Source organism: Spirosoma montaniterrae, from assembly GCF_001988955.1.
Taxonomy (GTDB): domain Bacteria; phylum Bacteroidota; class Bacteroidia; order Cytophagales; family Spirosomataceae; genus Spirosoma; species Spirosoma montaniterrae.
In genome coordinates this window covers 3,907,154-3,925,247 of the sequence record NZ_CP014263.1, presented here as the reverse complement: position 1 = coordinate 3,925,247, position 18,094 = coordinate 3,907,154, and the positions used below count along the sequence as shown (strand labels likewise).

General features: G+C 52.6%; 19 protein-coding genes and 1 pseudogene. 8 read left to right on the top strand and 12 right to left on the bottom strand.

Annotated features, from left to right (window positions below; all coding sequences use genetic code 11):
• Nucleotides 1–208 precede the first annotated feature (208 nt).
• Together AWR27_RS16935 and AWR27_RS16930 are read left to right on the top strand one after the other, a co-directional pair.
• A complete protein-coding gene (locus AWR27_RS16935; RefSeq protein ID WP_077132260.1) occupies nt 209–784 on the top strand; it encodes a DUF4136 domain-containing protein in 576 nt (191 codons plus the stop codon).
• A 104-nt stretch (nt 785–888) separates the two neighbouring features.
• A complete protein-coding gene (locus AWR27_RS16930; RefSeq protein WP_198045021.1) occupies nt 889–1,209 on the top strand; it encodes a hypothetical protein in 321 nt (106 codons plus the stop codon).
• A gap of 37 nt (nt 1,210–1,246) precedes the next feature.
• Here the strand turns inward: AWR27_RS16930 and AWR27_RS16925 are convergent, their stop codons facing one another.
• The 4 genes from AWR27_RS16925 to AWR27_RS16910 all read right to left on the bottom strand — a co-directional run bounded on the left by AWR27_RS16925 (nt 1,247) and on the right by AWR27_RS16910 (nt 7,634).
• Entirely contained in the window at nt 1,247–1,966 is a 720-nt protein-coding gene (locus AWR27_RS16925) for a DUF4397 domain-containing protein (RefSeq protein ID WP_077132258.1), read from the bottom strand.
• An 18-nt stretch (nt 1,967–1,984) separates the two neighbouring features.
• Nucleotides 1,985–3,505 (bottom strand): SusD/RagB family nutrient-binding outer membrane lipoprotein, encoded by a 1,521-nt coding sequence (locus AWR27_RS16920; protein ID WP_077132257.1) that lies wholly within the window; start codon nt 3,503–3,505, stop codon nt 1,985–1,987.
• Between the two features lie 21 nt (nt 3,506–3,526).
• Complete coding sequence (locus tag AWR27_RS16915; protein WP_077132256.1) at nt 3,527–6,595, bottom strand: SusC/RagA family TonB-linked outer membrane protein; 3,069 nt, start codon at nt 6,593–6,595, stop codon at nt 3,527–3,529.
• A 136-nt stretch (nt 6,596–6,731) separates the two neighbouring features.
• Nucleotides 6,732–7,634 carry a manganese catalase family protein gene (locus tag AWR27_RS16910; RefSeq protein WP_077132255.1) on the bottom strand — a complete coding sequence of 301 codons (903 nt, stop codon included), beginning with the start codon at nt 7,632–7,634 and terminating at the stop codon, nt 6,732–6,734.
• A gap of 164 nt (nt 7,635–7,798) precedes the next feature.
• Here AWR27_RS16910 and aroB point away from each other — a divergent pair, with 164 nt between their 5' ends.
• Both aroB and AWR27_RS16900 read left to right on the top strand, forming a co-directional pair.
• Nucleotides 7,799–8,836: a 3-dehydroquinate synthase gene (aroB, locus tag AWR27_RS16905; RefSeq protein WP_077132254.1), complete on the top strand. Its 1,038-nt coding sequence runs from the start codon at nt 7,799–7,801 to the stop codon at nt 8,834–8,836.
• Between the two features lie 197 nt (nt 8,837–9,033).
• The gene (locus tag AWR27_RS16900) at nt 9,034–9,567 is read left to right on the top strand and encodes a DUF4136 domain-containing protein (protein WP_077132253.1); all 534 of its coding nucleotides are present in this window, start codon (nt 9,034–9,036) and stop codon (nt 9,565–9,567) included.
• A 79-nt stretch (nt 9,568–9,646) separates the two neighbouring features.
• On the opposite strand, the gene AWR27_RS16895 is transcribed toward AWR27_RS16900, so the two are convergent.
• Both AWR27_RS16895 and gldA read right to left on the bottom strand, forming a co-directional pair.
• Complete coding sequence (locus tag AWR27_RS16895) at nt 9,647–10,234, bottom strand: REP-associated tyrosine transposase (RefSeq protein ID WP_077132252.1); 588 nt, start codon at nt 10,232–10,234, stop codon at nt 9,647–9,649.
• Nucleotides 10,235–10,370: 136 nt separating this feature from the next.
• Nucleotides 10,371–11,285: a gliding motility-associated ABC transporter ATP-binding subunit GldA gene (gldA, locus tag AWR27_RS16890; RefSeq protein ID WP_077132251.1), complete on the bottom strand. Its 915-nt coding sequence runs from the start codon at nt 11,283–11,285 to the stop codon at nt 10,371–10,373.
• A gap of 156 nt (nt 11,286–11,441) precedes the next feature.
• Here gldA and AWR27_RS16885 point away from each other — a divergent pair, with 156 nt between their 5' ends.
• The 3 genes and pseudogenes from AWR27_RS16885 to AWR27_RS26155 form a co-directional block, all read left to right on the top strand.
• Nucleotides 11,442–13,121: an amino acid permease gene (locus tag AWR27_RS16885; RefSeq protein WP_077132250.1), complete on the top strand. Its 1,680-nt coding sequence runs from the start codon at nt 11,442–11,444 to the stop codon at nt 13,119–13,121.
• 28 nt (nt 13,122–13,149) lie between these two features.
• The gene (locus AWR27_RS16880; RefSeq protein ID WP_157579251.1) at nt 13,150–13,374 is read left to right on the top strand and encodes a hypothetical protein; all 225 of its coding nucleotides are present in this window, start codon (nt 13,150–13,152) and stop codon (nt 13,372–13,374) included.
• Between the two features lie 18 nt (nt 13,375–13,392).
• Nucleotides 13,393–13,737: pseudogene (locus tag AWR27_RS26155) on the top strand (type II toxin-antitoxin system PemK/MazF family toxin); the annotation flags it as partial.
• On the opposite strand, the gene AWR27_RS16870 reads toward AWR27_RS26155, so the two are convergent.
• The gene (locus AWR27_RS16870) at nt 13,718–14,449 is read right to left on the bottom strand and encodes a class I SAM-dependent methyltransferase (protein ID WP_077132247.1); all 732 of its coding nucleotides are present in this window, start codon (nt 14,447–14,449) and stop codon (nt 13,718–13,720) included. The pseudogene AWR27_RS26155 and the gene AWR27_RS16870 overlap by 20 nt on opposite strands.
• An 80-nt stretch (nt 14,450–14,529) precedes the next feature.
• On the opposite strand from AWR27_RS16870, the gene AWR27_RS16865 reads away from it, so the two are divergent.
• A complete protein-coding gene (locus tag AWR27_RS16865) occupies nt 14,530–14,934 on the top strand; it encodes a phage holin family protein (protein WP_077132246.1) in 405 nt (134 codons plus the stop codon).
• A gap of 97 nt (nt 14,935–15,031) precedes the next feature.
• Here the strand turns inward: AWR27_RS16865 and AWR27_RS16860 are convergent, their stop codons facing one another.
• From AWR27_RS16860 to AWR27_RS16840, 5 genes are all read right to left on the bottom strand, one after another.
• Nucleotides 15,032–15,697 (bottom strand): zinc metallopeptidase, encoded by a 666-nt coding sequence (locus AWR27_RS16860; protein WP_077134044.1) that lies wholly within the window; start codon nt 15,695–15,697, stop codon nt 15,032–15,034.
• Nucleotides 15,698–15,872: 175 nt separating this feature from the next.
• Nucleotides 15,873–16,352 (bottom strand): D-glycero-beta-D-manno-heptose 1-phosphate adenylyltransferase, encoded by a 480-nt coding sequence (rfaE2, locus tag AWR27_RS16855; protein WP_077134043.1) that lies wholly within the window; start codon nt 16,350–16,352, stop codon nt 15,873–15,875.
• A 1-nt stretch (nt 16,353) separates the two neighbouring features.
• The gene (locus AWR27_RS16850; RefSeq protein ID WP_077132245.1) at nt 16,354–16,662 is read right to left on the bottom strand and encodes a type II toxin-antitoxin system RelE/ParE family toxin; all 309 of its coding nucleotides are present in this window, start codon (nt 16,660–16,662) and stop codon (nt 16,354–16,356) included.
• Nucleotides 16,663–16,665: 3 nt separating this feature from the next.
• On the bottom strand, nt 16,666–16,914 hold the full coding sequence (locus tag AWR27_RS16845) for a hypothetical protein (RefSeq protein ID WP_077132244.1): 249 nt from the start codon (nt 16,912–16,914) through the stop codon (nt 16,666–16,668).
• A gap of 29 nt (nt 16,915–16,943) precedes the next feature.
• On the bottom strand, nt 16,944–17,999 hold the full coding sequence (locus AWR27_RS16840; RefSeq protein ID WP_077134042.1) for a lysylphosphatidylglycerol synthase transmembrane domain-containing protein: 1,056 nt from the start codon (nt 17,997–17,999) through the stop codon (nt 16,944–16,946).
• Between the last annotated feature and the right edge of the window lie 95 nt (nt 18,000–18,094).

The window sequence follows — 18,094 nt, the reverse complement described above, 5'->3', positions numbered from 1 at the left end:
CGCTGCGTAGATGGATAAGTGTATATGTGTAAAATCTACACAATAACCTATTGACATACAGTGTATTAGAATGTGGTTAGAAACGTTGAAATATTTATAAAACTGGAACTGTAGCACACGCATATCAGTTATTTTAGTGCAACATACGAACAGCGTTTCGCGTAACGTTTAGTAGTAGGTTTAAGACCACTTAACGATTCAATAACACATGAATGTCAAAGCCATAATCACCAGCCTGTTCGTTGTCGGTATACTGGCATCCTGCGCTCCGTCTATCACGGTAAAATACGACTACGATCCTAAAGTAAACGTCCGGCAGTTTTCGACCTACCGGATTGAAGCCGACCGGCAGCGCAACGCCGACCCCATTGTGGGCAGTAACCTCAACCAACGCCGGATTTCCGACGCGCTGGACCAGTCGCTCAAAGCACGGGGGTATAAGCCCGTAACACAGGGCGAAGCCGATCTGGTGGTTCGGTTCTTTACCGATGCCCGCGACCGGCAGCAGATTCAGTCGAACAACACCATGAGTCCGTGGGGTTGGGGCTGGGGCGGCTGGGGTATGCCCAATCAGGTATACTCGCGTAACTACGAGGAAAATCGCGTGGTTATCAACGTTATCGATGCCCGCACTAACGATATTGTTTGGCAGGGTTGGGCTACGGGCCAGCTAAACAACCGCAACAAAGAGCGCGACCGCGATCAGGCGTTTCGCGAAACCGTGACCAGCATCATGAAGAATTTCCCCGAAAGTGCTGGGCAGGATTACGGCGCGGCTCGTTAACCAAAGCCACTTTTTTAAGTTTAATGCCTGTCGGCCCAATGGTCGACAGGCATTTTTTATGCCATTTGTTTCGTTATTTTGCATTTTTCCGCCCCTAATACGTCATGTCTGCCCGAAGCCGAGGAGTTGTGTATTCGCTCCTGACTGTAGTCATCGTGCTGCTGTTGGGCATTTTGGCGTTGCTTTGGGTGGCTAATCAACGCCATCAGCGGCTGGCCGACGAAACTAATGACCTGCGCCGAAGTCTGGATCAGCAGAATGGTAAAATCAACCAGCTTCAAAAACGGCTCGAAGACTGCGACACCGCCGATGCCGCTACCACACCGCCCGATACAGCGTGGAGTACCGCTCCGACCATCCCGCCAACCGATTCAGGTAGTGTGATTAGCCGGGTGTCCGATTCATTCCGTAAGGAAGCAAATTAATTCCGGGACGCGTAGTCGCCCCCTTACGGAATACATATTACCGCGAAACATATGAACTGACCGCTGGAGCCTGCGTACCGGTTCGGCCAACCAGACCGCGTATCAGCAACGTATATTTCCGACCGGCAACCACGCTAAGGTTGGTCGACGCGCCCAGCAGTGTAGTCGTACCCGTTTGGCGAACCTGAAACGCAAGTAAGTTGGTCGCGTTGGCTACAACCGTTACCGGCACAAAAGCCGATGCAGATTTATACGCCACATTGCTAACGATGGGGCTTGCTGCGCCAATCGCCAAATCAACACCCGGCCCGTTCGAGACTAAGTTTATAATCCGAACATAGGCTTTTGTTGCGTCGGGCACGCTGAGGTCATCGTTGATAACCACGGCTACTGGTGCGGCTGCGGTTCCGGCGGCTGCCACCGTGTAGTATTTATCAGCTTCGAGCGGGGCCGTTGCCGACAGCACGGGCTGAGCCGTTACGGTGCCGGATGCCACGGTTGTTACCTGCACATTGGCTGCGCCTGGGGGTAGAGCTACATATTCGGAGGTAGGAAAGGTCGAAAAGTATGTCAGGCTGGTGCCGTTGATTTTGGCATTGTTTACAAACACGTTTACAGCGGGGCCATCGGGAATGGCGTGCAGGAGCCGGACACGGGCACCGGTAGCCGTTACCTGATTGCGCAGGATGTCGTTCTCGGGTCCGCAGGCCCACAGCCCACCAATGAGGGCAAACAGCAAAACTATAGAGCGATTCATGGATGTCTGGTTTGATGGTTATTTCTGAGCGAACCACATCTCAACGGTGTGATAATCAGGGCGGTCAGCTCCAATTTTGGCGATTGACGCGGCATTCCAGAGGTATTCCGAGTTGTAGCGGGGCCGGGCGCGTTGCACGGGCCTGTTGCTGTTGTCGGGGAATAGACTGGTGGGCAAAGCAAAACCGGTGTACACCTCGCTGCTGTACTGATACCGACGCAGATCGACCCAGGTTTCCAACATGCCGTGGCCGTAGAGGGCAATGTATTTTTGCAGCATGATGTCGCGCAGGGTGAGCGCAGCCGCCGATTTCACTACTGCGTTGCTGGCTAAGTAGGCACTGCGCTGAGCCGCTGTTACGCGCCGGGCTGCATCGGTTTCAAGACTGTTAAGCAGGTCGAAGCTGGCATTGATGCCGTTGGTATAGGCGGTCAACGCCGTAGCGCGGTCGCCTTTACGGAAAGCGGCTTCGGCTTTGATAAACTGCAACTCGGCGTAGGTCATAACCGGATAGGGTGCATTATCGCGGAACATGCCCCGGCCCACGCCCGACGTTGCCACGGTCAGGCCACCCCACAAGGTCGGAATCTGGCGCGGAGCTACTGTGTTCGGGTCGCCCTGTGTGGGTACGATGGCCCGGAACGTACCATCTGCCGATGCGTTGAATAACAGCCCCTGACGTGGGTCAACGGCTCCGCCAAAGACCGTTCCATCTACTAAACTCATGGCAAAAACCGTAGGCCGGAAACCGCCGAGGTTGTTGCGGAGCGGACCGAAGAAATTGGCGTCGTCGGTGTTCGAGCCGGTCATCGGGGCCAGAAAATTATCGGCATTGCTCGCCAGCGACTTATCGACGTACTCGATCACTTTATCGGGATTGTAGTTGGCTTTGTTCGTGAGGTGGTGTGCGTTGCGGGCCAGCACGGCATACACGAACTTGGTCCATTTGGCGCGGTCGCCCCCGTAGATCAGGTCGGCCCGAACGAGCGTACCGGGCGAAGCGGCATCGTCTTTTGCCAGATCGGCCAGGGCGGCTTCGGCCCACCGAAGGGCTTCGGCATAGGCCACTTCCTGCGGATCGAAATCGTAGCTATAGCGGCCAAATTCAAATGCCTGTTTCACAATCATATCGCCGTGAAAGTCGGTAGTCGTTTGCAAACTCCACGCCCGAATGGCTTTGGCAATACCGGCGTAGGTTGGGCGGTTGGTGGCGTTGGCATCGTCGATAATCAGATCGAGATTTTTGCCATTACCAAAATAGTGCGACCGCCATTTCTCAGCCAACTGGTCGGTTCCTGCGTTATAGCCGTGCCGGTCCCAAAGGTTTCCGTTGGCCGTGCTGGCCCAGTTCTGAATGTACTGACCCACAAACCGGCTATCGAACTGATCGCCCCGTGCCATTTGGGCAAACATGGGCGGCAGTACCACCTGCGCCGAAGCTACCTGCGGGGTGCTGGGGTTTTTGTTGACGTCTAAGTACTCGTTGCAACTGCTCAGGCTCAGCGTAAACAGGGCCGCGATATATATGATTTTTTTCATGGATTTTGATGCGTAGTTGGGTTATAGAGACACCTGAATACCGAACGACAATCCGCGCGGCACGGCAATGGTGCCATAATCGAACCCGGCGGCACCGCTGCCCCCGGTCGACGCGTTCAGACCGTTTACGGCGGGGTCGGCCCCGGTGTAGTTGGTCAGCAGAAACAAATCGGTGCCAGTGAAGAAGACGCTGGCATTCTTAATCAGCTTCTGGCGGCTCAGCATCGTTTGCGGGAGGGTGTAGCGCAGCGTTACGTCGCGCAAACGCACCCAGTTGATGCCTTTTTCAATGAAGTCTGACTCAACAAAAGCGGTATTATAAAAATCGTTGCGCGTGATGGGCGTCACCTGAATAGTGTTCACGGTGGGATTGGCTGAGTTTTCCAGCCCGTCGCGCAGTACGCCCTGCACCACACGGGGTGTTTCGCGGTCGAGGGTGCGGGTGCTCAGGCCCACCGAGTACAGGTACAGTTCGTTGGCGTTATAAACGTCGCCCCCTCTGCGAATGTCGAGCAGAGCCGACAAATTCCAGTTTTTGTACCGAAACGTGTTGGTTAATCCAATCATAAACAGCGGATTGCGGTCGCCGATGTTTACAAAATTGGTTGTCTTGATTGGATAGCCCGTAGTGGGGTTAATCAGGATATCGCCGTTGTTATTCCGCACGTAATCGAAGCCGCCGAACGTAGTGGCGGGTTGGCCTACGAACAGGCTGTTGCGCACGTTGGAAAATAACCACGTATCGGCAATGTAAAATTCTGGCTGGTCGGCGGGCAGGCTTTTTACGGTGCTATTGTTACGGGTGAAGTTTGCCAGCACGTCCCAGTTGAAATTGCCGCTTCGCACAGGGTTGCCGCCAAGCTGGAGTTCAACACCCCGGCTTTCGATGGTGCCGCTGTTGATGTATTGCAGAATGAAACCCGTACCGTAGCTCAAACGCGGAGCCGAAATTTGATCGATGGCCGAGCGGTTGAAGTAAGCCACGTCGGCAGTTAACCGACCGTTGAACAGCCGCACGTCGGCTCCCACTTCATAGGAACGGGTGCGTTCGGGCCGCAGAAACGGGTTGCCGCCGAAGACGCCGTAGGCCAATCCACCGCCGGTTGTCACCTGAGCGGCCAGGTTCGATTGTGTCTGGTAGGCGGGGGCATCTTTACCTACTTCAGCAAACGACGCCCGCAGTTTGGCAAAGGACAGTACTTTACCGCCCTGCAAACCAGGTAGTTCGGTTAGAACAAAGCTGGTGCTGACCGACGGATAGAAGAACGAACGGTTTTCGATAGGCAGCGTACTGGTCCAGTCATTCCGGCCCGTCACGTTCAGGTAAATCAGGTCGCCGTAGTTCAGCGTCAACTGCCCGAATACGCCCAGCAACCGCCGACGCGTCAGTGTATTTTTGGCGCGTTGAGTAGTGGGCGGGGTGTTGTTGATGCCGTTAAAATCAGGCTCGTAGAATTGCTCACCGCGCACCGCATCGACGTTATTACGCCGGTCTTCGAGGGCCGAACCCAGCAGAAACTGCGTACTGATTTTGCCGAACTGCTTTTTGGCCGTAGCCAGAAACTGCCCGTTAAACTGCTCGTTAACTTCCGTAAAATTCTCAATCGAACCACGCTGCGAAAACGCCCGGTTCGATTGCGGGTGGAACAGCAGATTGCCGATGGTTGAGTACACGTCTACGCCGACCATGCCGCGCAGGTTGAGCCACGGGGCCGCGTCGTAGCCGAGCGAGACGTTCCCCAGAATCCGGTTATTCCGGTCGCTGTTCTGGTTTTTGTTGATGTCGAAGAACGGGTTGTCGATGTCCTGCGCGTCGCTATTGGGATTCAGGCGTCGGCGCGTACCGTCGTTGTTGAGGTAGTCCTGCGCATTGTCGGTGACGGGCCAGAACAACAGCCCGAGCAAGGTGCTGCCGTTGCCTTTCCCAGCCTTGATGTTGTTGGTATTGATGTAGTTGAGCGTGCCCGTTGCTTCGAGTTTGTCGCTGATTTTGGTCGACCCCGTAAGCCGCACCGACAGGCGTTTGAACTGCGTTACCGGAATCACTCCAGTTTGGTCGGTATAGGCCGTGCTGAGTCGGTAGGTTGTTTTGTCGGTGCCGCCTTCTAAGCTCAGGTTGTGCCGCTGCGTAAAACCCGTGCGGAAAAAGTTGCCGATGTTGTCGTACATCGGAATGTCTGACGGGTAGCGCGGACCAAAATACAGGCGCGTCGGTGTAGTGAAGGTGCCGTTATCGCCCGGCCCGAACGTGGTCTGGAATTTCGGAAACCGATAGGCGTCTTCCATCCGAAACGCGTTGTCGTAGGTAATGCGGCCTTTTCCAGTCGTACCTTTTTTAGTGGTGATAACAATGGCCCCCGAAGCCGCATCGATACCGTAGAGAGCAGAAGCTTCCGGTCCTTTCAGAATCGTAATACTCTCGATGTCGTTCGGATTAATGTCTGCGGCCCGGTTCTGGTAGTCGTTGTTGCGGTTGGGCGAATCCGACACTAACGCACCCTGATTGAAGGTGTTGTTCGAGATGGGCAGGCCATCGACCACAAACAGCGGCTGGTTGTTACCGCCTATGGAACTGATTCCGCGCAGCATAATCGACGTCGATGCGCCGGGGTTGCCGCTCGTGGGCGTAATCATGGCACCGGCCACGCGGCCATTGAGCGCGTTGAGGAAGTTTTCCCGTTGCGTCTGGGCCAGTTCTGACCCGTTCACTTCCTGTACAGAATAGCCGAGCGCACGTTTTTCCTGCTTGATACCGAGGGCCGTAACAACCACCTCGTTCAGGGCGTTGGCTTCCTGTTTGAGCGTTACGTTAAGAACGTCGGCGTTACCAACTACAACATCCTGCGTTGTCGTGCCAATAAAGCTGACCCGGAGGGTTTGGCCGCGCGTAGCCTGAATGCGGAATGTACCGGTGGCATCGGTGGTGGTGCCGCGTGTGGTGCCACGCACAACCACACTGGCTCCCGGAATCGGCTGATTGTCGTCAGACGACGTAACCCGGCCCGTAATCGTTCGGTCCTGGGCGTATGCTCCGCCAAGGGTTACTAAATAAAGCAACACAATGAGCACACAACGTAAATTTAGTTGCATAAGCAAGGCTTAGTTAATGGAAAAAATGAGAAAAGTTGTTTCAAAATTCCATCTAAACCGCCGGACAAACAAGGATAGTAGAGTAGAAATATTTTATTAGCTGAAAGGGGGCCAATTAATTGGCCCCCTTTCAGAACTACAACGTAATGCCTAATTTCTTTGCAATGTCGGCGAACATCTGAGGGTCGTATTCGTCGGCACCGGGTGCGTTGAGTTGCGGCTCTTCATCGAGGTCGGGAGCGGGGTAGCCAGGAATAGCACCCTGAATAAACTCTAATGGTTGCCCATCTTCGGGGTGTTCTCCGTTCCAGATTATACCCGCCTGTGTGTAATCGTCCTGGCTAAAGCTGTAGAGTTTCAGGTGCATCTGCTGATCCATGAACTTCCGGGCTTCGGGAAACGGGTCGTTGCTGAGGTCAGGAATGGGCAGCAGTTTTTTCACGTCAACGCCCGTCAGGGTTTCCAGTGCTTTGGCGTAGGCCACCACGTGAACGCCCCCACGCACGAGCAAATAACCAACCATCGTGCGGGCTGTGGGGTCGTCAACCATTTCGTAGACCCGCATTTTGTTGGCCCGCGCTCCGCACTCCAGGAAGAAATTGTGCAACAGGTCGAGTTTGAGGTTGCCGCTGCTGAACACATTTTCACCCGACCAGAAACGCCCCATCGAATCCATTGGCAGGGCAGTTTGGCCGCTGGCAATAAAATGGCTGGTATTGCGGGCATCGGTGCCGTTGGCTAAGGGCGCAATGGTTGGGTCGATACCGCGCTTGCTCACGCCCGTCAGCAGCAGATTGATGGTATATGACACAACTTCGATGTGGCCGTATTCTTCGCCTGCGATTGAACAGATCAGGTCATAAAACGGGCGGAGTTTTTTACGGCCCCGGAAGTTGAACGACTGATATGTGTAATTCATCAGGGTCGACATTTCCCCGAATTTACCGCCCAGTAGTTCCTGTACGGCAGCCGCATTGTTGGGCGACGGATTATTGGGTTTGGGCAGCTCAATTGGCAGCCGATCCATTTTCAGAATCATAGTCGTTCGGTTTTGTTGGTTTGAGTATTGTTTGAGACTATTAAAACCAACTATGCCGATAGACATTAGTTGTAATGTGATTCGTACATATTCACTATTATGAGGGAACGGGATGCTGCAACAGTCTATGCAAAGCAGCTTCAACTTTGCGTACCTTTGTTCATATGTCGACCGTAGCTATTGCGCCCATCGCCGAAAGCCTGCCTGCTTTCCTGAACACCTATGATTTTTCGGCCATTGCCGTCATCGCCGATAACCACACGAGCAAGTTTTGTTACCCGGATGTTAAGCCGTTGCTGCCCAAACATACGCTCGTTCGCATCAAAGCGGGCGAAGAACAAAAGCATCTTGCCACCTGCGAACTGATCTGGGACGCGCTTACCCGCGCCAGCTTCGACCGGCACGCGCTCGTACTTAATCTTGGTGGGGGCGTTATTGGCGACATGGGCGGATTTTGTGCGGCTACGTATAAACGTGGTATTGCCTTCGCGCAATTGCCTACCACCTTACTGGCCCAGGTCGATGCCAGCGTAGGCGGTAAATTAGGGGTCGATTTCAATGGGTTTAAAAACCACATTGGCGTGTTTGAGCAGCCCAACGCAGTGCTGATCGATCCAACCTTTCTGACCACGCTGCCCGAACGCGAACTTCGGTCGGGGTTTGCCGAAATCATTAAACATTGTCTGATTGCCGATGCCGACATGTGGGCAGAAATCCGTCGGCGCGATCTCGATGAGCAGAACTGGCCCGCTCTGGTGGCGCACTCTGTAGCGGTGAAACAACGAGTGGTTGCGCAAGACCCCACCGAGAAAGGATTGCGTAAGATTCTGAACTTCGGTCATACGCTTGGTCATGCCGTAGAAACGCACTTTCTGCTGCAACCCCGCAAACGACTGCTCCACGGCGAGGCCATTGCTGTAGGTATGGTAGCCGAAGCGTTTATTGCCTTTCAGAAAAAAATGATTGACCAGGATTTGCTTACACAAATCGAAGAATATGTGTTTGCCGTATATGGGAAAGTGCGACTAAGTGAAGCAGACGTAGAACCGATTCTGGCTCTGACGCTTCAGGACAAAAAGAACCGGGGGCAACAAGTACAAATGGCTTTGCTCGATGGGCCGGGCAGTTGCGCGTATGGTATTCCCGTAACGCTGGCCGAGATGCGCCGGGGGCTGGCATTCTACAGCGGCCCCAATGAGTAGAACGAAGGTTACTATACGTTTTGTGCGTGGTAATCAGCAGCATACGTTTGGCTGATGAGAAACTACCGTTGCCTATTAAAATTTGGTAACATGCATTGTTTGCCGAACATTAGCGTTTATATTTGAGTTGAACCCAGTATGTTTCAGTAACCCATTTAACCAGTCCTGTTATTTAAAAAACTTTTACAAGCCGTAGTATGAAGAGGTATATCGGATTCCTGTTTGCGCTCGCCGTTGTTGCTATGGCAGGTTGCGCGCCGAGTCGGTTGTTTGTTGAACACGACTATAGCTACGAAGGGCATTTTAAAAACTACGAGTCCTTCAATTTCTTAGAGTGTGAGTTCGTTGATTCGACACTACTTTGCTCCGATATTCAGGACGCCATCCGTCATCAGATGGAAGCGCGGGGCTACCGGGTCAGTAACCGAAATCCGAGCCTGCTGATTTCATACAATATTTTCCGCTCCGACCTCCGTTTCCGGGGCTATCAACAGCCGGTTATCAAAGACTGGGTGGTGCGCGAAGACGATGATGCTACCTACAAACGCATCGACTACAATCTTGATGAAGGTACGCTGATGATTTCGCTCATCGACGCCGAATCGTATCAGGTAATCTGGAAAGGCTATGCCTCCAAAATGATGCGCAACCCCAACTTCAAGAACAATTATTTTAAAGGCATCGTCCGCTCCATCTTCGACCAATACCCGTTGATGGCAACAACGAAGTAAATCAGTAACGCGGGTGGAAACCCGCTTTGTAAAACAGCCAGATAAGCCACTATACAAAGCGGGTTTCCACCCGCGTTACTTATGACCAGTCATATTGGCAGTGGGTATGGGGCCAATCTTGCCATTTCATCACTAAACCCGCTTTAACGGGGTTATGTATGATATAGCTGATAATTCGCTCAAATGACTTGCCATTTCTGACAACATGGTCATAACTCTCAGTTGCCCAAACAGGTTGCCCAACACGGTTCAAATGCAAGTTGATAGCTTTAGCTGAGTTAGCCTTCATGCTTCCCAGCACCCGGTGAAAAGGCATATCGGTCTGCTCATTTGTGACAAGCAGATGTACATGGTTAGGCATTACACAATAAGCGTGTAACGCAAAGTGTTTACCGTTACGATACCGAATTGACTCTTCAACGATTTGAGCTACTGCCGTTTCCGATAACCACTGCTTGCTTTCACTGTTTTGATCGATGAACGCATCTACTCGCTGAAAGTATCGCCCTTCCCACGTTGATTGCAACTCCTTCTCGTTCAAATCAGGGGATTTTAGCTGTTGTATCTTCAGAAATGAAGCGTGTTCATGTTTTAACCCCTGTAAAACAGTGTAGGGAAGTGTATTGAAAAGTCGGTAAGTGATAAATAGCGTTTCGCCCGGCGGCATAATATGCGGTAACCGGCGTTGGTAAGGCTCATGCACCCACTATATACGGCGTACAACGCAAAAAGTAACGCGGGTGGAAACCCGCTTTGTAGGAGTAGCTAATCTGGCTGTTTTACAAAGCGGGTTTCCACCCGCGTTACTTTGTCAACCCCTTAAAAATACTTTCGAGCGAGTTTTCCTGCTGTCGTAGGCCCACCAGTGTCAGGCCCTGATCGGCGGATAAGCGGAAAATGGCGGCTCGTAGGTCTGTACCCGCTGCCGCCGTGATGCGGTATTGGCTTCTACCCAGCGGCTCCACGCGCTCTACGCCAACAACGGAACTCAATACGTCAGTATCGGCTAAATCCTGCTCGAATTCGGCCACAACAACTACGCCTTCGCCCATTGAGCCGCGCAGTTCGTTCAGTGAACCGTCGGCCACAATGCGGCCCTGATTGATGATTACTACCCGGTCGCAGACAGCTTCGACTTCCTGCATGATGTGGGTCGAGAAGAGTACCGTTTTGTCGCGCCCGGCGTCGCGAATCACTTGCCTAATTTCGGTTAGTTGGTTGGGATCGAGGCCGGTGGTGGGTTCATCTAAAATCAGGACCGGCGGGTTGTGCAGCAATGCCTGCGCCAGTCCCACGCGCTGCCGGTAGCCTTTGGAAAGTTGCCCGATACGCTTATGCTGCTCGTGGCCCAGGCCAACCCGTTCGATCATCTCAGTAATGCGCCGACTCAGGTCGGCTCCGCCGAAACCGTGCAGCGACCCGGCAAAACGCAGGTACTCTTTCACATATAAGTCTACATAGAGCGGATTATGTTCGGGCAGGTAGCCCACGCTCCGGCGCACGTCGAGCGACTGCGTTCGGACGTCGTAGCCGTTCACCTCTACGGTGCCGTCGGTAGGCGGGAGATAGCCCGTAGCAATTTTCATAGTAGTAGACTTGCCCGCACCGTTGGGGCCGAGGAAGCCGACAATTTCGCCCGGCTCTACGGTCAGCGAAATCTGGTCAACAGCGCGTTGCTGACCATATTGTTTAGTGAGGTTCTGAACCCGAATAGACATGCGTTATAGAAAGTAAGCGGTTGCCTTCACGAATGCGCCGATACGCTGATTTTACCCGGCTTTGTGGGGCATTGGTCCATACAACGTACAAAAAACCGGAAAGTATCTCTATTTTTAGCGGATTAACCCTACAGACACTGTTTTTATTCTGATTTCATGTCTCTTCTCCGTAAAAAATCCGTAACGCAGATTCTGAGTGATGCCGCCGAGGGCGATTCTGGCAAGTTAGTCAAGACGCTGGGCGTTCGCGATTTAACTTCGTTTGGTATTGCGGCCATCATCGGTGCCGGTATTTTCAGTACCATCGGTTTGGCGAGTTACAACGGTGGCCCGGCGGTGTCGCTGCTGTTCGTATTCACGGCCATTGCCTGCGTTTTTACGGCTCTCAGCTACGCGCAATTTGCCAGCACGGTGCCCGTCAGCGGCAGCGCGTATACCTACGCCTACGTATCGTTCGGTGAAATTTTCGCCTGGATTATCGGCTGGGCCTTAATTCTCGAATACGCCGTATCGAACATGGTCGTCGCTATTTCCTGGTCTGAATATTTTACGTCGATGCTGGCCGGGTTTGGTATTACGTTTCCAAAGTATTTCGCGACGGATTACGGCTCGGCTTCGCGGGCGTATGAACTGGTTCAGCAGGCTAAGCAAACCGGCGCATCGCTTAGCGACCTGCCCGAAAGTATACGAATTTTGGCCGACGCTTTCGCCAATGCGCCAACGCTGGGCGGTTTACATCTGATTGTCAACCTGCCTGCCGGCGCTGTTACGGTGCTAATCACTGCCTTGGTTTATATTGGTATCAAGGAGTCACGGACGGCCAGTAATATTCTGGTTCTGTTGAAATTAGCCGTTATTCTGCTGGTAATTTGCGTTGGCGCGTTCTACGTAAAACCCGCTAACTGGTCGCCGTTTGCGCCGAATGGGGTTGCGGGCGTATTGAGTGGCGTAGCGTCGGTGTTTTTTGCGTTTATCGGGTTCGACTCTATTTCGACTACTGCGGAAGAGTGCAAAAATCCGCAGCGCGATCTGCCCCGTGCCATGCTCTATTGCCTCGGCATCTGCACAGTGTTATACGTGCTGATTACACTGGTCCTGACGGGCATGGTCAACTACAAAGAATTGGGCGTAAGCGATCCGCTGGCGTATGTTTTTCAAAAAGTCAATTTAGATTTTGTTGCGGGCGTCATTGCCGTTAGTGCCGTAGTTGCCATCACGAGCGCGTTGCTGGTATATCAGTTGGGCCAACCCCGCATCTGGATGACCATGAGCCGCGACGGGTTGCTCTGGAAACGCTTCTCGACCATTCATCCCCGTTATAAAACGCCGTCGTTTGCCACCATCATAACGGGGATTCTGGTGGCGGTTCCGTCAATGTTCATGGACCTGAAATTTTTCGTTGACCTCACCAGCGTGGGTACGTTTTTCGCCTTTATTCTGGTGTGTGGCGGCATTTTGTACTTAGATGCCAACGGATTGTCGGCGCAGGCGAAGTTTCGGGTGCCGTATATCAACGGCAAATACATTATTGGGCTGGCGTTTCTGCTGGTATTCGGTTACGCCCTGACGGGTGCCAACGTGTTGCAGCATATGGAAGAAAAACCGCTGCTATTTGTGTTTTGGGCGGTTTGGGCGGTTTTAGCCGTGCAGGGCTTTCGGCACAACTTTTCGCTGCTGCCCGTTATTGGCGTTTTAACAAACCTGTATTTGATGACCGAACTGGGCGCGAGCAACTGGCTGATTTTTGTAGGCTGGCTGGCTATCGGTTTAGTTATTTACTTCTCGTATGGCTATCGGAAAAGCAAACTGGCCGGTCGAGAGACGATTTCTTCGTAAGTTTGTTTATAACATAAACGGCATGGTCATGGAAGCTGCAACATACACCGCTCAATCGTTATACGTCGTGTATCGACAAATGCCAGTAGCTGTACAGGAGGTCTTCAAGCAGCTATTAGAAGAGGAAGAAGATAATTCAGACGGATGGTTGCGATTAACCGAAGAAACGCTTCGGGAAGATTGGGAAGCACCCGAAAACGACGTATGGGACAAATTTTATGCTGAACAGCGGAGAGAACTACCAACAAGGTGACATTTATGGGCGGATTATCCCTTGTCTGACAAACCGGAAAAATCAAAGATTCGCCCCGTTTTAATCGTTAGTAATGATCAATCGAACCAGTTAGATAATGACTTCTTGATCATTCCAATTACGTCGAAACTTAGACAACAACCATTTGAAATTCTCTTAACCGCTCAGAGGATAACCCAGCCGCTCCCCGAGCTGAGTGCCGTGCGTTGTAATAAGATGCACACCATCCGCAACACGCGCATAATTGGTAAAATTTCAAGTCTAACACCGGACGCCATGCTGGAAGTTGTTAGCACTATTGAGCAAGTTATAGCGTTTCGTCAGTCCGATTTAGGTTACGGCTTCACCTCCCGAAAAACATAATGTGCTGCTGCGGCAGGCGTTTGTCGTTTTTCAGCAGCCGTAACCCAATAGCTTTCATCTCTTTTGTTGCCTGCGCCACGCTCATTTTGTGGAGTTCTTTAATCGGCACGTTCGGGTCTTCGGCGCGGTACTCGACCAGCACAATGCGACCGCCCGGTTTCAGCGACGTGGCAATACGGCTCATCATCTCGCGTGGGTACGAAAACTCATGGTAGGCATCAATCAGAATAGCCAGATCAACACTATTAGTGGGTAGTTTCGGGTCGGCCTCAGTGCCCAATACGGGCGTTACGTTGGTGAGTTTACGCTTGGCTTTGCCTTCGTTCAGGTACTCGATCATTTCGGGTTGAATATCAACGGCCAATACACGGCCCTGCGGTACTTTTGGTGCCATTAGAAACGTAAAAAAGCCTGTTCCGGCTCCAATGTCGGCCACAACGTCGGTGGGTTTCAGCGAGAGGGCATTAAGCAGCAGGTCGGTACGTTCTTCCTGTTCGCGTTCGGGCCGGTCGAGCCACGACGCGCCGAGGTGGCCCATGACCTGTGCAATTTCACGGCCCTGATAAATTTTTCCGATGCCGTCGAGGCTCGCTTCGCCAAAGCGATAAACTTTGGCCGAATCGGGTGGTAGGGAAGTTGTTGCCTGTTGCTGTGATGATCCGCGACCGCAGGCCGAGAGAAGCACGAGAAAAAGAATCCAGAACCGGTTCATACGCTTTTGCTGGTTTAACAAGTAAACCATCGTGGCCCGAAACAGTTGTTCAAAACGGAATCAAACCAATCACGTTCTGTATGAATCTTATCCTACATCTTTTGCTCGATGCCGCCGTTATCTTCGGCTTAGCCTATGTTATGCCGCAGGTCGACGTAAAAAACTTCGGCACGGCCCTGCTAATTGCCGTATTGCTGGGTCTGTTAAATTTTTTCGTGGGGTGGCTCATTCGCTTCCCGCTCAACTTAGTCACGTTTTTTTTGCTGACGGGCGTTATCCGCATTGTGGTAACGGCAATTATCCTCAAACTGATCGATAAGCTGTTATCCAGTTTTACCATTCGGGGGTTCTGGCCGGCACTGGTGATTGCGCTCGCTGTGGCTGTAGCCGGTATGCTCATCGACCGCTCGGCTCCGACGCCCGAAATGGTTGAATCGGGTTATGTGGCGTTGGAACGCATCGTAGCACAGCTCCAACTCGTTTAAACGAAAAGCCCCGCCAAATTGACGAGGCTTTTTAGTATCCCTTCTGTAAGGGGACGAATTAATTCGCCCCCTTACAGAAGAACCCGATAAGGCAATATTAACTGCTCCGGCGACCGCCCAGCAGCAGGCTGGCGTAATAGAGGAGCGTAGCCAGCGAACCGAGTGCCGCAACTACGTAGGTCATAGCGGCCCACCAGAGAGCGTTTTTCGCAAAGCCGTATTCGCGCTGATTTACAACGCCGTTGTTCTGAATCCAGGCCAGTGCGCGGTTACTGGCATCGAATTCAACGGGTAGTGTAATAAATGCAAACAGGGTCGTCAGGGCAAACAGCGCAACGCCGATAGCCAGCGGTAAGGGCGTGGTTTGCAGCAACAGCACCCCGGCCAGCAACACCCATTGCAAATAGCGCGACGACACCGTTAGCACCGGCACCATTGCCGAACGGAATTGTAACGGCCCATAAGCAACCTTATGCTGTACGGCGTGACCGCACTCGTGCGCGGCAACGGCGGCAGCAGCTACACTTCGCCCATAATACACGTCGGCACTCAGGTTGACGGTCTTGTCCTGTGGATTATAATGGTCGGTCAGCATTCCTTCAACCGACAGCACGCGCACGTCGTAGATGCCGTTTTGTCGGAGCATTTCCTGGGCGATTTCGGCTCCACTCAGGCCGTTGCTCAGACCAATCTGCGAGTACTCGTTAAACTTGCTCCGAAGCCGCCAGCTTACAAAGGCACTGGCTCCGAAGATAACAATCATGATTAACCAAATGGATGACATGGTCAGTTGGTTAGGTTAGTAAATCATTTTGAGATGCAACGTACTACGCTGCTATTGAATAAACAACAATCGAAGGCAAAAAGTATCCCGCCAAAGTCGCCGTTTATCTGTCACAAACACCGTCTGTTGACACAAAGTGCGTTCTGCGCTACAATCAGTAACTCTGTTTGATGCGTTCGATCAGCTTTGTGGTCGAGTAGCCGGGTACGAGTTCGATGGTTTCGACGCTGCCGCCGTTGCTTAGCACAAAATCGGCTCCAACAATGGTGGCTACTGTGTAGTCGTTGCCTTTCACCAGTACGTCGGGCCGAATGGTATAAATTAGTTCGAGGGGTGTGTCTTCGCCGAAAAGCGTCACGGCGTCTACAAATTCGAGGGCAGCCATCAGTCGGGCGCGGGCGTATTCGTTCACCACCGGGCGCAAAGGGCCTTTGATACAGCTTACCGAAGCATCGGTGTTGAGGCCCAGTATCAACCGATTACCGAGCGCACGGGCTTTTTCCAGATAGTCGATATGGCCCAGGTGAACGATGTCGAAACAGCCGTTGGTAAAAACAATGCGCTGCCCGCTGTTACGCCACTGTTCGGCCTGCTCTGCTGCCTGCTGGCGGGATAAGATTTTTGATTCGGTCACGTTACTCAAAATTGATACGACGGCGGATGATATTGGGGTCTCGGCTGGTATGTTGAATACCAATTATCTCAACCGAATAATTTATTTCATCGACGGCATAAAACACATGGTATGGAAACTTATGTAGTTTAGCCCGGCGTATAAACAGCAGATGTTCAGCGTATTGAAAAGGGTTGTTTTCTAATCGATCAAGTAAGCGGTCGAATTCGTCAAGCCAATTTCGAGCCTGCGCTGGACTTTCTTTGGTGAACCACTCAATAGCATCATCCCGTTCCTGTTGGGCCAAAAAGGTTAAAAATGTTTCGTACATAAATTATAGCCAGCCGTGCTTATCCCGTACAGTTTGGTTTGACGATCTGGCAGAAACAAGCTGGTCGGGGTGTTGGCGCAGGTGTTGGTATCGTCGTATTAACTCCTGATTGAGTTCTGAATCAGTTTTTGGATTTTCAGGCTCTGGCTCGGTTTGGTTCCGCAATAATTCGCGAGCAGTTTCAAGCAACTCCTGCTGCCGGTCTGCCGTCAGTTCATCGATAGTTTTGTGCAATTCTTCTGCGATGCTCATGGCTGTCGTCTTTTTACAAATATAACCAATTACCGCGCCACATCGACGGGTTTTGTCGCGTTGGGGACGTCGGCGGCTGGCGTGGCTTTGTTGCCGCGAAGCAGCACGAATAACAGGGCCAGAACGCCCAGGATAATAATCATCACTGTCGAAACGCCGTGGATGAACGTTGCCAGCACCTGCCCATCCTGACTGCTCAGGTCATACAGCAAAGCCACTTGCCCCACCAGCAGGTGAAACGACCCGATGCCGCCCGGCGTAGGTGCGGCCATGCCCAGCGAACCAACCACCAGAATGGTCAGACCAGCCAGCGGGCTAAGATTAGCCGTGGCAGGCATGGCAAAAAACAGGGTGTACGACATCAGATAATACATTGTCCAGATCAGCAGCGTATGAACGATAAATGCCCCCGGTCGGCGGAGTTTACGAACGCTCAGCAGTCCTTCGAGCAGGCCAACCACAAACCCGCTGATTTTCTGATACAATGGGTTCTGGTCAAGAACATGTCGATAACGCCGAAACAAGAACCACCCCAATGCGGCCATTCCCAGCAGCACCGCTCCGGCCACTATGAGCAAACCCGAACCGCCCGCTCCCTGACCTGGTACTTTGCCGCCCAGAAACTCCATGAAAAACTGGCTCAGCCGGTCGAATTCCAGCACAAAGGTTGCGCCCAGCAGTAGTAACAGCATCAATACGTCGAACAGCCGCTCGGCCACTACCGTACCGAAACTCACATTGACTGGCACGCCAGACAGCCGGTAAAGCGTGCCGCAGCGGGCCACTTCGCCCGCACGGGGCAGGGCCAGATTGGCTAAATAGCCCGTCAGAACGCTGACCGTGGCATCGAGCGAGGTAGGGCGTTGCGGCACCACCGGCTCCAGCAACACCCGCCAGCGTTCGGCCCGGCTCCAGTGGGCCACAATGGTCAGAAGGGCAGAAACCAGCACCCACCGATAATCGGCAGCTTTGATTTTTGCCCACAGGTCGGCAGCGTCGAGATTACTTTGGTTGAAGGTGAACCATAGCAGCCCCCCTGCAATGGCTAACGAAATCAGGTACTGAATAACTTTCTTACTGTTCATACGGGTAATGCGGCTGGAAAGCCGCAGGTAGTTGGCAAACGATGCGCCGTGTGCGTTTTGGGACAGCGCGCCGTGCACGTTTTTAAGACAGCGGC

What these genes read in the sequence shown, in the direction of transcription:
- AWR27_RS16935 (WP_077132260.1), top strand. Translation starts at nt 209, where the DNA reads ATGAATGTCAAAGCCATAATCACCAGCCTGTTCGTTGTCGGTATACTG.
- AWR27_RS16930 (WP_198045021.1), top strand. Translation starts at nt 889, where the DNA reads ATGTCTGCCCGAAGCCGAGGAGTTGTGTATTCGCTCCTGACTGTAGTC.
- AWR27_RS16925 (WP_077132258.1), bottom strand. Translation starts at nt 1,966, where the DNA reads ATGAATCGCTCTATAGTTTTGCTGTTTGCCCTCATTGGTGGGCTGTGG.
- AWR27_RS16920 (WP_077132257.1), bottom strand. Translation starts at nt 3,505, where the DNA reads ATGAAAAAAATCATATATATCGCGGCCCTGTTTACGCTGAGCCTGAGC.
- AWR27_RS16915 (WP_077132256.1), bottom strand. Translation starts at nt 6,595, where the DNA reads ATGCAACTAAATTTACGTTGTGTGCTCATTGTGTTGCTTTATTTAGTA.
- AWR27_RS16910 (WP_077132255.1), bottom strand. Translation starts at nt 7,634, where the DNA reads ATGATTCTGAAAATGGATCGGCTGCCAATTGAGCTGCCCAAACCCAAT.
- aroB (WP_077132254.1), top strand. Translation starts at nt 7,799, where the DNA reads ATGTCGACCGTAGCTATTGCGCCCATCGCCGAAAGCCTGCCTGCTTTC.
- AWR27_RS16900 (WP_077132253.1), top strand. Translation starts at nt 9,034, where the DNA reads ATGAAGAGGTATATCGGATTCCTGTTTGCGCTCGCCGTTGTTGCTATG.
- AWR27_RS16895 (WP_077132252.1), bottom strand. Translation starts at nt 10,234, where the DNA reads ATGCCGCCGGGCGAAACGCTATTTATCACTTACCGACTTTTCAATACA.
- gldA (WP_077132251.1), bottom strand. Translation starts at nt 11,285, where the DNA reads ATGTCTATTCGGGTTCAGAACCTCACTAAACAATATGGTCAGCAACGC.
- AWR27_RS16885 (WP_077132250.1), top strand. Translation starts at nt 11,442, where the DNA reads ATGTCTCTTCTCCGTAAAAAATCCGTAACGCAGATTCTGAGTGATGCC.
- AWR27_RS16880 (WP_157579251.1), top strand. Translation starts at nt 13,150, where the DNA reads ATGGAAGCTGCAACATACACCGCTCAATCGTTATACGTCGTGTATCGA.
- AWR27_RS16870 (WP_077132247.1), bottom strand. Translation starts at nt 14,449, where the DNA reads ATGAACCGGTTCTGGATTCTTTTTCTCGTGCTTCTCTCGGCCTGCGGT.
- AWR27_RS16865 (WP_077132246.1), top strand. Translation starts at nt 14,530, where the DNA reads ATGAATCTTATCCTACATCTTTTGCTCGATGCCGCCGTTATCTTCGGC.
- AWR27_RS16860 (WP_077134044.1), bottom strand. Translation starts at nt 15,697, where the DNA reads ATGATTGTTATCTTCGGAGCCAGTGCCTTTGTAAGCTGGCGGCTTCGG.
- AWR27_RS16850 (WP_077132245.1), bottom strand. Translation starts at nt 16,662, where the DNA reads ATGTACGAAACATTTTTAACCTTTTTGGCCCAACAGGAACGGGATGAT.
- AWR27_RS16845 (WP_077132244.1), bottom strand. Translation starts at nt 16,914, where the DNA reads ATGAGCATCGCAGAAGAATTGCACAAAACTATCGATGAACTGACGGCA.
- AWR27_RS16840 (WP_077134042.1), bottom strand. Translation starts at nt 17,999, where the DNA reads ATGAACAGTAAGAAAGTTATTCAGTACCTGATTTCGTTAGCCATTGCA.